Below are 15,122 nucleotides of genomic sequence, written 5' to 3' on the forward strand. Positions count from 1 at the left end.
GTCAGCAGATACCCGTACTGGCTTGTGATGCCACCATTGCGGCACCACACGCAGTGCGGTCGCCGTCACGCGCAACCGGCGCGCCATCAATCAGCACGCTCGGGTCTCCGCTGACGATGGTTGTAGCACCATGCCTGGCGCACACCGCTCGATCACCCACACGGGCGACAGGCTTGCCGTTGATATCTGTTTGGTTGCTGCCTGAAACCACGCTGCCACCGTGATCCAGCTTGTCACCGACGACGATGAATGCTCGTCCCATGCACCCTGCTCCATATGATCCTGCGTGATCCGGTCTTTCCATCGCCCCCTGATTCTTGGCGACCCGGATCATCGGGGCCGAACGATAACAGCAGTCTTCACTACATATCAGCCCTGCCCGCTCAGCTCCGCGCGCTTTGCAGCACGTGCCGCACGGCACTGATCACGCATCTCCAAGTGCACGAAATCCTTGATGCTTCGCCAGCTCCCACCCCACTCAAGACCGGCCTGTTGCGCCAGTTCCCCGTACAAGTAGTAGCCGCGCTGGGTCCACGGATCTTCCATGTTCCATTGCAGTTTTCCGTCCCGAATCGGAGCACTGTCGACACCTAGTCCGTATTGATGGCAGCTTTGCCAGGCACCGGCGCGCGTGGCCTTCCCCGCGGCCATCAACTCTGCCTGCCGCTGAGGACTCCGATAACCCTCGATCAGCACCATTTCGTAGCCGTACTGCCTGCGCATGACTTCGTAGATCGCCAGAACCCGCTGCTGGAGATCGGGATCAATCTGCTCCCACTTCCGGTCCGCGAACACGATTTCAGGCTTCAATCTGCGTACTTCCGCGGTAGTGAACGCTTCCGGAGGAGGTGCCGGCGGCGGGGTCAGGCGTTCACCGCGCAGCAACTGCGCCACCATCGAACCGGATAGCGAATGATCCTCACTGCGGAAGTCATCAAGCACCACCGTCTGTCGTGTCATGAAGATTACGACTGGCGGCACCGTCAGTAGCGCAATTGATAGTGTCAGGATTGCCCAGTGCCGTCGAAAGCCATCTCGCGCCGCTTTCATTTCGCGTTTGACGCCGCCTTTTGCGCGGAATACCCGGCCGCCAGCGCGACTACCAGCCCGCTCCATCTGCCTGCGTAACGCTGCAGATCGCTGCAGCAGGCGGCTCAGATGAGCGTTCATCCTGTTGGGAAACAACATCCACCAACACATCAACGCAAACAGCAGAACCAGTGCTACCGCACCCGTAAAAACCACCAACACATGTCCTCCATGACGCGGCATTTCAGTTGACGCCCTGAAACGCTTTAACTAAGAATGCTGAAAATTCGCTTCGGCATCTGCCGATTCAAACCAAGGGCAGGACGCACTTGAATAGTGGCCGAATCAACCGACCGAGTCTGCTCTCGAGCGGAATGCACATCAAAGATGCGGATCAGAACGCGGGCCGCATTCTCACCGACATTGAAGGCCTGCCAAAGAAGAAAGCAACGCGTGCTCCACGCGGCTCTCTGCTGCACGGTCATTCCCTGGGATGGTTTGCAGGCGCGGCCATTTTGGTCATTGCAGCTGGCATATTTTCGTGGAACCACGGCGCGTCGCATCGGGCGAAGGAAGCTGCGCCTGATCGATCGCACCTTCAAGCAGCCGCATCTGCTACCGAAGCGGCATCCGCACTGGACGAAGGCAGTGCTCGGATAGTCGACGCGTCAAGCGAAGCTCCAACCACTCTGCGAAGCGAAGCACATCCCGCACATACCTTGCAGGAATCCGCACCGGCCGATCCCAACGCCGTGGCTGCGATCAATTCGCCGACCGCACCAACTGCAAGACCCGCTCGTGCGGCCCAATCCACGGCACCGCGCCGTCCCGCACTGAGTTCCGGCAAGTCAGAGAGCCATGCAACAGCTTCCCACCAAAGCAAGAACAGCGATGACACCTTGCTTGTCACCCTGCTTGGCATCATCAAGAAGGAAGAGAACCAAACGCGCAGCCTTCAGCCGCAGACGATGGATGACCTGATCGCACACATCGAGCTCGACGCAAATTCGCGCTCTCACGCCGACACTGTGCTGTCACGCGAAGGCAAACCTGCATCCACGCAGTCGAGTATCCAGGCAAAACTGCGCCGCTGCCCCAGCGCCAACACCCTTGACGGCGTCGAATGCCGCAATGCCATCTGTGCTGCACTGGAATCCGCAGACCCCGCCTGCCCGCCAGGGTGATTGTCAGCAAGTCGGCATCAGATCGATGTGCGACACCTTCAATTAGAGAGCAGATGATTTTTGGCGATTCCCATGCATGGCATCAGCAGCCATATCAGTGGCTACTACGATTCGCCGAAACCAGATCACCGAGGCGCTCTGATTCCAACCTTCCAGGGAAGAAGCTCGCGCACACTCGAGCCAGATTGCTCCGCTGCAGATGAGATGGCAACGTACCTTCGCGCAGCAGGCACCTGCATCGCGGCAAAGGGCTTCCATCTTCAGCCAGACACTCTGCGAGTGCCGGAATACCTCTTGGATTCCGAAGCGAACGATACCGCCCACCATGTCAGTCGTGATGCAGAGATTTGCCTGACATCACCAGCGGCTTGCGTCACCGGCATACCTACACACTGAAGAACGGCAGGCGCCATCAAGGTTGGATCCACTTCAACCCAGCTAGCCGAACGAATGGATCTGTGTCGCACCCATCTGAACTCTCCCAGACAAGGCCAATCAACGGTAAGGCAGCTGGCCTGGCTGCAAACAAGCCCCATGCGAGCCGCTGGAACTCGCCGGGCGGCTTGGTTACCGCAGAGCGCCAGCCCCAAATTCCAGACAAAGAAAAAGGCACCTAAGTGCCTGTTTTCTAATGGTGCCGAAGGTGGGCAATCTGGGTTCTTTCCGCAGTATCACGTTATGCGACGGGCATGCCCAATAGTTCAGGCATATCAGTAGGTTGCAGGCATTCGATCTCCGGCCTTATCCCGCGCAATCCCGCCATGTAGCGACACCACTACGCCAAGATTTACGCCACCATTCGCCCATGGCATCTATCCGACAACGCGGCACCACTTGGCGTGCCGAGCTCTACAAGGACGGCGTTCGCGAGTCCCAATCCTTCCCAACAAAGCGGCTGGCTGTTGCCTGGGCTCAACAGCGCGAGGCCGAGCTTGTCGGCGCACGGCTCCCTGATCATACGGTGAAGGAGGCCCTTGATAGGTTCGGGACTGAGGTCAGCCCGAAGCACCGCGGCGAACGCTGGGAGCTCACGCGTCTTCGCCTGTTGGCCAAGGACAAGCTGGCCGACATCCGACTGCCGGCATTGCGCCCTATCCACCTGGCCGAATGGCGCGAACGTCGATTGAAGCTTGTCACTGGCGCGTCGGTTCGACGCGAGATGAACGTGCTTCAATCCGTGTTCAAGGCCTGCAGGAAGGACTGGGGCTGGCTCAACAGCGACCCGTTGGCGGATGTAGACCGTCCAGCCAATCCGCCAAGCAGGCGGCGCAGGATCAGCCAGGATGAAATAGACCGGGTGACGTTGGCCCTCGGCTACGACGGTGGTGCACCGGAAACTGTATCTGATCGCGTCGCCCTCGCCTTCCTGTTCGCGTTGGAAACGGCCATGCGGTCGGGCGAGATTTTGGGCCTCACCTGGGCGGATGTTGGGCCAAAGTCCGTGCAGCTGCCGCAGACAAAGAACGGAGACACGCGACGGGTTCCACTGTCTGCCCGTGCACGCGAAATCATCGCCCTTTTGCCGCAGGGTTCTGCGACTGTCTTTAACGTGGACGGAGGAACAAAGGACGCCCTCTTTCGCCGGGCTCGCGATGCTGCCCAGATCCAGAACCTGCACTTCCATGACAGCCGGGCAGAAGCGATCTGGCGGCTATCGAAGAAATTGGACGTGATGGAGCTGGCCAGAATGATCGGCCACCGCGACCTCAAGAGCCTGATGTTCTACTACAACGCGGACCCCGACGAGTTAGCTGACCGCTTGTGAGCGCAGGGCGAACCGTGACACTTCGCTAATAACGACAAAACGCGAACGTGCTGCTAACTGTCCGCAAGATAACTATTTCGGAGTTGTTACAGCATCTATGTTCGGATTTAGCTGATAGGCTGAAACCTCACTCAGAGAGATTCGGAACATGCTTACAGAATCGGAAGTGCCGTTGAAGCTCTACGGCAACGTGATGCTAGTAATTGCATCGCTGCGTTGCGAGGTCGAAGACGAACTGGCTCGCATCGCAGGTGTCGGGACCTGGTCTCCATCGGGTTACGGGATTGAGCCAGATTGCAACGGTGGGCCAACAGCTAGCGTATCCCTCTGGTCTTTGATCATCGAGGATAGTGCTTCGGTCGATGCAATGAGGAGCTGGATTAGAGAGCGAAGCTCCCTCGAAGGTCATCTGTCCACTTAGCCGCCATTGCCTCGAACCTGGCCGCCTCTCGACGGAGCCGGTCAGCCCCGGCCCCAGTCTCACGGGCTGTGACTACATGCCGGCAGCAGCCAGCCTCTGCTCCACTGCATCCAGCCGATGGGCCAAGCCCCTGGCAATGAAGGCAAGCAGCTCGTCCATTCGGAAGCTGTAGCGGTCGCCGGCCGGGCGATGCTCCTGCACCACTTCAAAACCGGCATCCACCGCCTCGCGCACCAGGTTGCCGAAGTCATCCACGACCTGCGGCTGCGCCGGCCATTCGCTGCGGATCTCTGGCAACTCCGGCCACTCGTCGTAGCAGACGAAGCCGTAGGCGAACGGGTCAAGGCCATGCGACTGCATGATCTCGATGGCTCCCTGCACAGTCATGCCGATGTGCAGCCGGGCGGCGGCGCCCTTTTCGGCAAGCATCGCCAGCCACTGGTACGCACCAATCTCGCACCCCAACTCTGCCGCTGCAGCCAGCTCGGCAGGAGTGAGTGGACGCACAGCGGTTTTCTCACGGGCGTCCGAGGTGTTGATCGTTCCTGTAGCTGCAAAGAGCTCCTTGGGTCGTGCTGAAGCACTGCCGATGTTCTGGGCGTTGTCTGCGCCTGGGAGAATATGGCCCAAGCCGTCAATTCGCATGCGAACCACCGCGGAATTCGCGCCGACCGGCGTCGCTTCGAAAAGCAGGCCAGATCCCGAGGCGGTGCTCGAATAGGCTTCTTCGGCGCGCATACGAACACGGGTGCTGATCTTGTATTCGACCCCGTTCCAACCACCCGCCACGAACAGCATCATCGTATCGGTAGCAGCAATCGCGGTCGGGGACGCAAGATTCCCGCGTGCGCGGTGGCCGGTGTAGTTCGGGACAAGCGTGTCGGATGCCGCGCGCATCACGAAGCGCTGGTCACCATTGTTCTCCAGCTCATTCGTGTAGAGCCCATCTGAGCGAAGGAAACCCGTCTTCGATCCGTCGCCGTGCAACGCGTACTGCGAGTGAGGATTCGGCTGCGCGACGTGGGCTGCCACAGCTGCTGAGGCCCTGGCATCAGCGCGGGCATCGGTGTAATAGAGATTGACGCCCTCGGGTAGATCGGTGGTCGTCGCGGCGCTGGTGCCGGTCTTGCGGCCTTTGGCGTCGAACTGCGTCTTCTGCAGGGTTCCACCACCAGCATCGGCAACGTCGGCAAGCCCCAGGGTGATGACGCCCGTGTCGGGCTCAACCGCTTTCGTCAGCTCTCCTGCCCCGGCAACAAGGGAATCCCCCAGCAAGTGCCAGCCCTTCACGCCCTCGGCGTTGGTGCCGTAGAAGTAGGTACCGCCTGGCTCGCGAGCATCCCCGTCGAGATTGATCTGCACATAGCCGTCCTGGGGCGTGCCGGTCACGACAACCGAGTCAAGCCCCAGCATCCGGAAGTCAACGGGAGACGATGGCTCAAGCTCGTCCAGCCGGTGCAGGATCTGGTCAATTTCCGCCCGCAGGCTGTCCGGAATGCCGCTGCGGATGGAGTTGAAGAAGTTGTACCACTCGCGCGTGGGGGCGCCGGTGCGGTCGCTCAGTGACGATTGCGCGCGGGGAATCGGAGTCGTCACGGCGTTGCCTCGACTTCAATCAATCCGAATGCAATCCAGTCGAACGGAACCGGGCTGGTGATGTTCCAGACCGACGACGTGCTGTTTTCTTCGGTCGAGAACCGGACTTGAAAGCCGGTGTTGGATTTCGTCGGGTTGCTTTGCTGGGGGATTACGCCGCCCGGGGTGACGCCGCCATGCGTCTGCGTGACACCAACCCACCACAGCTCCTTGAACGCTTTGGGAAAGTCCACGTTGGCGCTCGTGAACCTCGACCCGGACGCAGGTGCACTGCCGGAGCCCTTCTGCATGTAGAACTTCGTGGTGCTGCCGCTGGTGCCAAGCTGCACCGACGCGGCGCCAATCACGATGTCCAGCTCGGGCGGCGGCGGGATGACCGGCTTCGGCTCCCAGATCAGGTTCGCACCGTCAGTGCCGAGCTGGTAGCCAGATGCGCCGGAAGGGTCGGGAACCTGGCGCACGTCCTGCCAGATCATGTTCGACCCGTCGTTCGTCAGGAATTTGCCGGTCAAAAGCGATGGGATGGAAGCCCCAGCCCCCTGCCCGCTGTCCACGTCTCGCACCCACACGACCACGCCGTCAGCGTCCCGCAGTCCGACTGTGTAGCCGCCATCAAGCCAGATATTCGTGTTCGCGCGGCCGGCAGAGTCCAGCGGCACCGGATTTTCGTTCGGAACGGTCTTGTCCTGGTCAGACCAGGTGCCTTTCGGCGTTGTAGTGCCAAGCTCGAAGAAGCTGAGGGAGCCATGGGCACACGGCCGGATGCCCAGAAGATCCATCAGCACCGGGGCCGGGTTGAAAAAACGGTAGGTCATTCGTGGCTCCAGAAATGACAAAGCCCGCAGATGCGGGCTGTTGGGGTCTTGGGATGCGGGGGATATCAGCCGGCAAGCAGCAGCGGCGCGAATTCCTGCTCCAGTTGCAGGCGGCGCTGACGCAGGCTAGGAAGCGCCTTTTTTCGCTCCAGCATCAGGTGCGAGCCGAACGATGCGCGGGCCAGCGAATCCGAATCAGCAAGCTGCAGCGCCTGCAGCTCCTGCCATACGGTCATCGCCTGCCGCTGCCCAGTCCGCAGGAGTTCGTCGATTTGGTCATCGCACCAGACTGCAAAGTCCGCATCCAGCCAGCGGGCGAATGCCACTGCCAGCTTTGGGTGCAACCAGGTTCCACCACCATTGCCACGAGAGGTCTTCAAATAGGGGATTTTCCCGTATTTGGCCTTGAGGGCTTTCAAATACCGCCGGGTCTCCGGAAGGCGTAGCCACTCATGCGGCACTTTCTCAAACCGCTTCGCAGCAACCGTGGCATTGAACCAGCCTTCATCGGTGAAAGCGACGCCCTGCCCTTGAAAGTTCAGCCTGACGATATTGCTCATTCATCTGTCCTCTTCTGTCTGAAATAGGACACGGCAAAGCCGGCGGACAGATACGCCAGCCGTTCGGGGATCAGCCTATGCCGTGGTTAAAGAAAGGCCCCGCAGGTCTGAGCCTGAAGGGCCTTGGGATTGGGTCAACGGAGGCGCCTGCCGAGCCCTCTCCGTTGAATTAGGTTTCCGGTTGCGCTATGGGGCGGCAGGCAACCCCGCCAGCCGCCTGCTATCCTGCCGGCGTCAAGGACAGGTCAGGGGGTGGGTGTGAAGTGGATTGCAATGGCGTTCCTAATGTTCTGCCCTATTCAATCAGCCGTCGCATGGGATGCGGGCACCCCGGGTACGGCCCGTTGGCTTGCCAACTCATGCGCAGCCATGGTCGATGCAATGGCAGGAAATCCGCCGGCTGCAATGGATTCAGGTGATGAAGGTGCATTCATCGCGGCAGGAGGGATGTGCGTGGGCTACATCCAGGGCTTTCAGAGCGCCCTTGGATACGCAGAAAGCGAGGGAGTCACGAGCCCTTTCTGCAAGCCAAGAAGCGCCGACGAAGCTCAGATGGCGCGCATTCTGATTGACTACGTCAACAAGAACCCGGCGAAAGAGCATTTGCCGCCCGGGCCATCGCTGATGTTGGCGCTTGCGCTCGCTTGGCCCTGCCCGCGCTGACATGACCGACTACGAATCCCTCGCCCACCTCTCCCGCTGGCGCCGACTGGTGATCTGGCTGTTTGAGGACAAGGTTGGCTACACAATCACGTCATCGGTAGCGGCTACGATCCTGTTTGGCCCGGTGTTTATCTTTGGCAAGTGGTGGATCGCGGTGGTGGCGGGAACGCTGCTTGGATTCTGGGCCGGCTATGCGCTGGCAAGATCGTTTGCGAAATCCGGCCAGATCCCCCCGAGGCTCTAGGGCTTGGATTCCTCCTTCAGGTAGGCCTCTCCGAACGCCGGGAATGCCGGGTTTGATCCGTAGTGCGGCGACAACTTCCCGTTGACCGCTCTCTGCGCCCCAAGCGTGTCCTGCACGCCCTTTGCGAACTGAATCCCGCCCCCGATCAGCGGCACTCCTCCGACGTTGACGCCCATCGCCCTTAGCAGTCGTTCGATCGAGCCGCTGGATTTCGCAAAGTCGCCCTTGGCCACCATCGGCTCCAGCGCATTGGCCAGCCGGCGAATCTCTGACCACTCAGCATTCGTATAGAGCGCCTTCGCCACGCTGGCGTTGTTGTACTCGGTCGAGCGGATGTTGCGCAGGATCTGGCCAGGCGCCAGCGACTCACCATTGTTGCCGCGCGTGAGCCGGGCGAAGTGCGCTGCGCGCAGACCACCCATCACCGCCGGGTCGTCATTGGCAGCAGCGCGCAACCGCTGGATGAAACGCGCGCCGCCCGACTTGCTGACCTGCGAGGCGCCAAGGGCGATGTTCATCAACTCCTCCGGCGTCCGGCTGCCGTCGATCATGCCGGCAATGAACCTGTCCGAATCCTTGCCACCCTCGAAGCGTCGGCCAAGCTCGGCGCGCAGTGCGCGAGCCTCCTTCAGCTGCGCCAGTGCGGCCGGGTCGCCAGTGACCAGGGCGGTATCGATGGCATCGTCCATCCAGCCATCGAACTCGCGACGAATCGCCATCAAGGCCGCGCGGTCAGCCGGGTTGGCTGCGCCGCCCACGGCATTGCCGAGGATGCGCCGCTGGGTTTCCAGTGCCCGCAAGGTCACGCCACTGACGTTCTTGTCGCCGAGGATGTGGCTTGTGGCCAGCCGCACCTGCTCAAGCGCACGGAACGCACCCGGCGTGGTTGCCGAGTTGATATCGAAGTCCTGCACGGCGCTGCGCAGGCGATCCGGCACCGAGCCAACGGAGTCGCGGCTGACAGCCACGGTGTCCGCGCCCCGCACGTTGGAATAGGCCTCGTCCACCCGCCCGCGCAGCTCGTCGGCCTGCTGACGGAGCCGGCCGGCGCTACCCTGCACCAGCTCGCCCGGGCTGGCCATCGGCTGGCCGCCCAGTCGGGCACCGATATCGTCCACCGCTTCGCCGAGCCGGGCCAAGTTGCTGCGCTGCAGGCCATCGAACGCCGCTGCACCGCCCGGCGACTGCCGCAGCACTTCCTCGCGGCTCAGCTGCGCGTGCTTGCGCGCCGGATCGGTCAGGCGCTGGCCCTGCGTGTACTGGAACCCGAACTCGGCATTGCCCAGTGCGGTGCGCGGATCAGCACCGAGCCGGATCTGCTCCATCTGCGGGGCCAGCTGCGCCAGCATGCTCGTCTGCGGCTGCTCGACACCAACGTCGGCCAGCATGTTCACAGCAGCACGCCGGTTGGCGCCTGAGCCGATGCGGCTCATTTGGCCCAGTTTGCTGCCAGCGGCCGATAGACCAGTGCCGGCCAGCTCGCCAAGGCCGCCGCCGACAGCGCTGATCGCAGCGCGCCCGATGTCCACATCACCGCCACTCACTGCGGCATGCATGGCGGCATCCTGCCCGCCGGCGACCGCGCCCTGAAGGCCCATGCGACCTACTGCCCCGATGTTGCGAGCCTGTGCTACACGGCCCGCCCATGATGCCGGCAGGAAGGCCGCAGCAATGTTGCCGGCGATGTTGGCCACGTCCGTCGAATCAGCGCCTTCATCGTTGAGGCGGTACTCGCTGCCGTCAGGAAGAATCAGGCCGTAGCCCCCCTCCTGCGTGCGCACCACACGCCCGCCCGATTTCTCGGCCATGTACTCGGCCAGCCCCTTCTGGCTGCCGAACATATCCCGCACAGCGCCAATGGCCATTGATCCGCCACCAACGTCGCCACGCTCCTGGAAGTCGGAGTCGGCGCGGAACAGGGACTGAGCATCGCTGCCCACGGAGGCAGCCAAGGGTGAGCGGATCTGGTCTTCACCCAACGGGGTGCCGCCAACGATGTTGATCTCAAGTGGGCCAGAGTTACCCCCGAGCTCGCCATCTTGCGGGGGAATTGCGCTCCCATAGTTCGGGGCATATTCCTCCCCCTCGAATACGATTGGGTCGTTATCCCAAGGCGCTTTTGCTGACTGCGCGCTTGGAGCCACCACCACCTCATCCTGATCCCAGGGGTTTGCCATTACCGCTTCCTCCGCTGACTGCCATCCGGAGCGGTATACAGCGCCCCCTGTGGCAATCGGTTGTAATCCTCCGCGCTCTGAACATGCACTGGCGAGTTTCCGGCGTACTTCTGGTTCAGCCGCTCAATCTGCCTAAGGGCGGCAAGTCGAATGCTGACTGGAAGGTTCGCGTTGCCAATGTCGCCCGCCATTTCCTTGTACATCTGCACGTCACGGTCAGACTGTGGACCTTCCATGCGCGGCATCTTCGCAGTCATCTGGCCGGCGATGGTCTTGAGTGCCGCGTTTGCCTCTGCGCCCTGCGTCGATTGGCCGAAGAAGCCGGCAGTTGCATCCGCAGCTGCGCCAAGCCCGCCGCCAGTAGCGTCGGGCAGAAGTTGCCTAGCCTCCGCAATCAGCTCCAGCGCAGATCCAGCATCGCGCGACCTTGTGGCCTGCTGCCTGCCAACTTCAGCCTCAGTCTTGGCCTGCTCAATGCCGCGCGCCTTGTCGATGTCCGCCTGCGTGCGCATGTTGAGTTCGGTGCCAAGAAAATCCTGCTGCGCCTGAAGTTTGGCGCGCTCACTGGCGCCAGCCTCCTGCGCGGCAGATGGGCGGGAAAAGGTCTGCTGCGGCGTAGCCGTCGCTTGCGGTGCGCTCGCCGCTGCGCGCTGACCGCGCTGGCTCAGAAAAGCATCCACCTGGGCTCCCGGGATGCCCGCCGCAATCATCTCGTTCGCAAGGGTGATGTCCGCCTCCATGTCGGCTCGTTGGGGAAGTGCCGATGACAGGGGGGCAGTTGAGGCGGGCGGCTGCCCAACTTGCATCACCGCGCCATCCTTTCCGACAAGCTCGGGCGCAGCCATACCAGGGTGATCGCGCAACCACATCTGTCGGTCAACCCTCTGCTGGGTCTTCTCCATTCGGCCGTTGCGGTAAGTGTTGATGATGTAGCCGTCGTCACTGATCTTCTGCGACTGGATCACGCCATCGGCGGCATCCGGCCCGCCCATCCCCAGCAGCTGGTGCATCGTGGTCTCGTAGCTTGAGTCCCACGTCGGCGACAGTTCCTGCTCGGTCGCCAGACCGGCGCGAATGATTGCCGGGCGCAGGTTGTTCCACGCGCCCGCGACAGCGTTGGGACTCTTGCTGTCGATGGCCTCCTTCATGTAGCGGGCACCGTTGACCAACAGCTTGGTCTGCCGGTCTTCGTCACCCTGCCACTGTTGCTGCTGCGTTTGAGCTGCGCGCGGGCTGATCGATGCCATCTGTCCAAGCAGCGACTGACGCTCCGCCTGCGGGGCGGCGTAGGCCTTGCCGGCCAACATGTTCAGGCGCGAATTGTCGTAGGTGTTCTGGAAGTCGCGGGAAATGTCGATCCCGGCCGCCAGCCCTGCAAGTGCATTGGTCATTACACGCCCCCCCAGCCGATCTTGCCCAAGGCGTTCAAGCCCGTATTGGCGATTGATCCCGCCAGCATGTTGTTTGCATAGGCCTTCTGGCCGTATGCAGATGCGCGCGCGTTGGCGCCAGCCATCATGTTGTTGCCCACATTCGTCGCGTAGTTGGCGCCGAGGTTGCCGAGGTTGGTGGCCGTCGTTTGGCCGACGTTGGCCAGGCCGGCGAGCCGGTTGTAGTAACTGCCGTAGTTCTGATTGGCCAGGCCTGACGCGAACTGCATGCGGTCTGCATCCGCGCCGCCCGAGTACATCCCGCCCCGTGCGGCCGCTCCGCGCTCAAGACTCTTGAGCCCCTGATCCAGGGAGAACTGATAGTCCGGCGATTGCGTGAAGCTGGAGAAGTCGCCGGCATTCAGCGCCTGCATCTGCCCAAGGGCATTCTGACCCGCCTGCATCCATGGCATCTGGTCTTGCCTGGTCTGGTCGTACTGGCGCGCCTGCTCTGCCGTGGCGGCATCTGCGCCACGCTGGACAGCGTTGGCCGATCCCTGCGCCGCCTTCTTCTGCTGGTTTGCCGCGTAGGCAGATGCTGCTACGCCGACGATTGCTGCTGCAGGCATTTGAACGCCTCCTTGGATAGCTCGAAGAACTCCACATCCACCGGGCCGCTTTCGCGCTCCCAGCCGTCGTGGATTTCGTGAAATTTCGTGAAGCCCTGCTTCAGGGCGAACCGGCGCACATGCGGCAGATCAACCGCGATCTGCGTCAGGATCAGATCGGCGGATTGCTCGCCGAACATGTAGTCGAGGGACTGGCGAGCGAACTGCGCCGCGCCCTTGGTGTCCGGGAGGAACAAGGTGTGCACCTCGTACACACCCGGCGCCTGCCGATGGAAGATGAAGCCGCCGCGGTCGCCAAACTCCAGTCCGATGCAATCGGCCCAGTGATCGCCCAAACGAATAGGGCCGCATCCCTTGAAGGAAACGGCCCTGAAAACATCCGGGTGATTGGCGACCGACTCCAGGAGCTCTGGGCCAGTCGAGATTTTCATCCGTTTCTGAGCTCCAGCTTCACCACTGCCCCAAGCAGATCCCGCTTGATCGGGCTGGACACCCGGATTCGGAACACCCACTGCCGCCCGGTGCCCAGCCGCATGGCCCTGACGCGAACCTGGTCAACGTACTGCCCGACCTCACCCAGCGACCGCTTCTTCCAGTTCGACCAGTTGCGGCCGCCATCCTTGCTGTAGCTGATCAGCGCGTGGTGGTCGGTGAACTGTTTGACGGCCTTCGTGTAGACGGTCATCGAAAACAGCTCATTGGCCCGCTGCAGGTCGCCCGTGTAGCGGGACGGCGAGTAGTCGATTGAGCGCACGGAATCCTGCTGCAGCGTCTCCGGCGCCCAGCCAAGGATCTTCTTCCCGGCCGGAAGGCTCGTCCCGGTGTAGAACAGGTTCGGATGGTCGGAGTAGTTTCCTGCTCCGTCCTGCAGCTCGAAGTTGCCGGCACGGTACATGTCGCCCACGTTGAATTCCGTGGCATCAGCAACGTAGTCGTGAACCACGACCCTGATGGGCGCCGCCGACCGCAGGAGCAAGCCCCACTCCGTCCACCTTGAGCTGCTCGACCACTCGCCCTGGCTGGCTGTCACCGTGGATCCAGAGATGGTGATCGACTCGCCCCACGACCAACTGTCGATCAGGTTTGTTTCGTGGATCGGAACCCAGTCAACGACAACGGGAGCCTCGCCGCCCGTCTCGAACAGAACCTGCACTTCGTTCAGGCCCAGCATGTTGCCGTTGTCATGCAGGACGCCTGAAGTCAGCTCGGAAACCAGCTCCTTGTCGCCCTCCATCGGGTACTTCCAATCCATCTCCCACAGCCGGCCCGTCTGGAAGTCCGTGCCGATCCACCTGCGGCCCCACGACGCGCAGCCGTTGAGTCGCCAGCGCTTGAAGCCAAGCGACTCGCGGCGATGCCACATGCCCACCACCACGTCGTAACCGAAGGTTTCGCCGTCCGGGAAGGTGATGTAGTAGACCTTGTGGCCTTCGTCTTCCCAGGTGAACGCAAAAGCGTTCTTCCAGTCGTACTTTGCGGCCGCAATTTCAATGGCGCGGGTGCTGATCGGAACGGCGCGGTAGCCGTCCAGGCGGTAGATCACGCCATCGTTGCCCAGCCACATCACCGAGTTGTCGAGGTTCTGGATGGTGTGCAGCGAGGCGCAACCAACATCAGCTGTCACACCCTTGGACTGGAACGTGCCAGTTGCCTGCCCGGTGTTGCCGTAGAACTCGGTCGTGCGCTCGCCAAAGATAATGACCTCGGACTGGTTCACTGCAATGCCGATGATCCGATCCGGCTGCGTCTCTGCTTCGCCGCGGTCCAGCGTGTTGTAGCTCAGGCCGTCAGCAAGATCGGAGTGCAGCCAGAAGCGGCCGAACGGCTCGACATAGAACAGATAGCCGCTGATGAACTTGACATCGATGGCGCCCGGGAAGCCGTCATCGGTGATCCGGGTAAACGCCTGCGTCGCGGTGTTGTAGATGTAGCCCGACTGACCGTTGACGATGGCCAGCTGATTGCCGTTCTTCACCTGGTTGTGCGCCATGCGGACGCGGCCAACGCCGGGGATGGTGCCGCGCGAGATGGCGTCCCCGTTGCTGCGGACCTCATACAGCGACTGCGCCGATACGACGAACAGCCGGCCCTCGCAGTTGTGGATGCCCCGGATCGGGCCGAGCCCAACGTCCTGAAACTGGCGAAGCCCAGGCGGCGTGCGCAGCTTGAACTGCGTGCGCGCGCCCGTCTGATCCGCGACAGTCGGCAGGTAATTGACGACGTCCTGCACCGACCAGGCATAGCTGTCGTCCCGGTTGAAGCCGCCCAGCAGGTTTACGGGTTCGGAGCGCATCAGAAGTACTCCGAAGGCAATACAGCCCCTGAGTACGGGCGGGCGGCATAGCGATACAGAGCCCGCTTGCCCCGGTCCGCGCCGGCCATCAGGGTTTCTGCGCGCGAGTGCGCTGCGTAGTCATCGATCAACTCAACGGCCACGATGAACGCGATTGCCACCATGTACTTTGCCGGCACGTCGCCATCAAGATCGAAGGGAATCAGGCCATCCCCGTACAACTCTTCCAGCTTGGCTTGAGTCTGCAGATCGACGTCCACATAGTCCTCGGCCTCGGGCGCCTCGTTCGCATCAACAGCGCCCAGCTTGAGCAGAATCAAGCGGTTCAAGTCGGCGCGTGCGGCCATGATTCCTCCCAAATGAAAAGGCGGGAGCC

Annotated in this window: 15 protein-coding genes; 4 read left to right on the plus strand and 11 right to left on the minus strand. The window is 61.9% G+C overall.

All coding sequences use genetic code 11. The annotated features are described in order from the left end of the window. Position 1: 1 nt before the first annotated feature. A complete protein-coding gene (locus ACVOLO_RS00135) occupies positions 2–262 on the minus strand; it encodes a PAAR domain-containing protein (protein ID WP_481568237.1) in 261 nt (86 codons plus the stop codon). Between the two features lie 107 nt (positions 263–369). Next, positions 370–1,251, minus strand: a complete 882-nt coding sequence (locus ACVOLO_RS00140) for a M15 family metallopeptidase (RefSeq protein WP_481568238.1) — start codon at positions 1,249–1,251, stop codon at positions 370–372. A 152-nt stretch (positions 1,252–1,403) separates the two neighbouring features. Here ACVOLO_RS00140 and ACVOLO_RS00145 point away from each other — a divergent pair, with 152 nt between their 5' ends. Both ACVOLO_RS00145 and ACVOLO_RS00150 read left to right on the plus strand, forming a co-directional pair. Continuing rightward, positions 1,404–2,213: a hypothetical protein gene (locus ACVOLO_RS00145; protein WP_481568239.1), complete on the plus strand. Its 810-nt coding sequence runs from the start codon at positions 1,404–1,406 to the stop codon at positions 2,211–2,213. Between the two features lie 805 nt (positions 2,214–3,018). Further along, positions 3,019–3,978: a tyrosine-type recombinase/integrase gene (locus ACVOLO_RS00150; protein ID WP_481568240.1), complete on the plus strand. Its 960-nt coding sequence runs from the start codon at positions 3,019–3,021 to the stop codon at positions 3,976–3,978. Positions 3,979–4,471: 493 nt separating this feature from the next. Here ACVOLO_RS00150 and ACVOLO_RS00155 read toward each other — a convergent pair whose 3' ends face one another. The 3 genes from ACVOLO_RS00155 to ACVOLO_RS00165 form a co-directional block, all read right to left on the minus strand. Then, a complete protein-coding gene (locus tag ACVOLO_RS00155) occupies positions 4,472–5,995 on the minus strand; it encodes a tail fiber domain-containing protein (RefSeq protein ID WP_481568241.1) in 1,524 nt (507 codons plus the stop codon). Beyond that, positions 5,992–6,810, minus strand: coding sequence for a gp53-like domain-containing protein (locus tag ACVOLO_RS00160; RefSeq protein ID WP_481568242.1), 819 nt, complete (start codon positions 6,808–6,810; stop codon positions 5,992–5,994). Before ACVOLO_RS00160 ends, ACVOLO_RS00155 begins: the two co-directional genes overlap by 4 nt. Before the next feature lie 65 nt (positions 6,811–6,875). Further along, positions 6,876–7,370: a KilA-N domain-containing protein gene (locus tag ACVOLO_RS00165; RefSeq protein WP_481568243.1), complete on the minus strand. Its 495-nt coding sequence runs from the start codon at positions 7,368–7,370 to the stop codon at positions 6,876–6,878. A 258-nt stretch (positions 7,371–7,628) separates the two neighbouring features. On the opposite strand from ACVOLO_RS00165, the gene ACVOLO_RS00170 reads away from it, so the two are divergent. Beyond that, the gene (locus tag ACVOLO_RS00170) at positions 7,629–8,033 is read left to right on the plus strand and encodes a Rap1a/Tai family immunity protein (RefSeq protein ID WP_481568244.1); all 405 of its coding nucleotides are present in this window, start codon (positions 7,629–7,631) and stop codon (positions 8,031–8,033) included. 1 nt (position 8,034) lies between these two features. Next, the gene (locus ACVOLO_RS00175) at positions 8,035–8,277 is read left to right on the plus strand and encodes a hypothetical protein (RefSeq protein ID WP_481568245.1); all 243 of its coding nucleotides are present in this window, start codon (positions 8,035–8,037) and stop codon (positions 8,275–8,277) included. On the opposite strand, the gene ACVOLO_RS00180 is transcribed toward ACVOLO_RS00175, so the two are convergent. The 6 genes from ACVOLO_RS00180 to ACVOLO_RS00205 all read right to left on the minus strand — a co-directional run bounded on the left by ACVOLO_RS00180 (position 8,274) and on the right by ACVOLO_RS00205 (position 15,093). Next, positions 8,274–10,229: a hypothetical protein gene (locus ACVOLO_RS00180; protein ID WP_481568246.1), complete on the minus strand. Its 1,956-nt coding sequence runs from the start codon at positions 10,227–10,229 to the stop codon at positions 8,274–8,276. The two genes, ACVOLO_RS00175 and ACVOLO_RS00180, sit on opposite strands and share 4 nt — an antisense overlap. Positions 10,230–10,453: 224 nt before the next feature. Beyond that, positions 10,454–11,845, minus strand: a complete 1,392-nt coding sequence (locus ACVOLO_RS00185) for a hypothetical protein (RefSeq protein ID WP_481568247.1) — start codon at positions 11,843–11,845, stop codon at positions 10,454–10,456. Next, positions 11,845–12,453 carry a hypothetical protein gene (locus ACVOLO_RS00190; RefSeq protein WP_481568248.1) on the minus strand — a complete coding sequence of 203 codons (609 nt, stop codon included), beginning with the start codon at positions 12,451–12,453 and terminating at the stop codon, positions 11,845–11,847. The genes ACVOLO_RS00185 and ACVOLO_RS00190 overlap by 1 nt, the downstream gene beginning before the upstream one ends. Further along, positions 12,426–12,884 (minus strand): hypothetical protein, encoded by a 459-nt coding sequence (locus ACVOLO_RS00195; protein WP_481568249.1) that lies wholly within the window; start codon positions 12,882–12,884, stop codon positions 12,426–12,428. Before ACVOLO_RS00195 ends, ACVOLO_RS00190 begins: the two co-directional genes overlap by 28 nt. Then, on the minus strand, positions 12,881–14,746 hold the full coding sequence (locus ACVOLO_RS00200) for a packaged DNA stabilization protein (RefSeq protein ID WP_481568250.1): 1,866 nt from the start codon (positions 14,744–14,746) through the stop codon (positions 12,881–12,883). The genes ACVOLO_RS00195 and ACVOLO_RS00200 overlap by 4 nt, the downstream gene beginning before the upstream one ends. Continuing rightward, entirely contained in the window at positions 14,746–15,093 is a 348-nt protein-coding gene (locus ACVOLO_RS00205; RefSeq protein WP_481568251.1) for a hypothetical protein, read from the minus strand. The genes ACVOLO_RS00200 and ACVOLO_RS00205 overlap by 1 nt, the downstream gene beginning before the upstream one ends. Positions 15,094–15,122: the final 29 nt, after the last annotated feature.

The organism is Stenotrophomonas sp. STEN056, assembly GCF_056759635.1.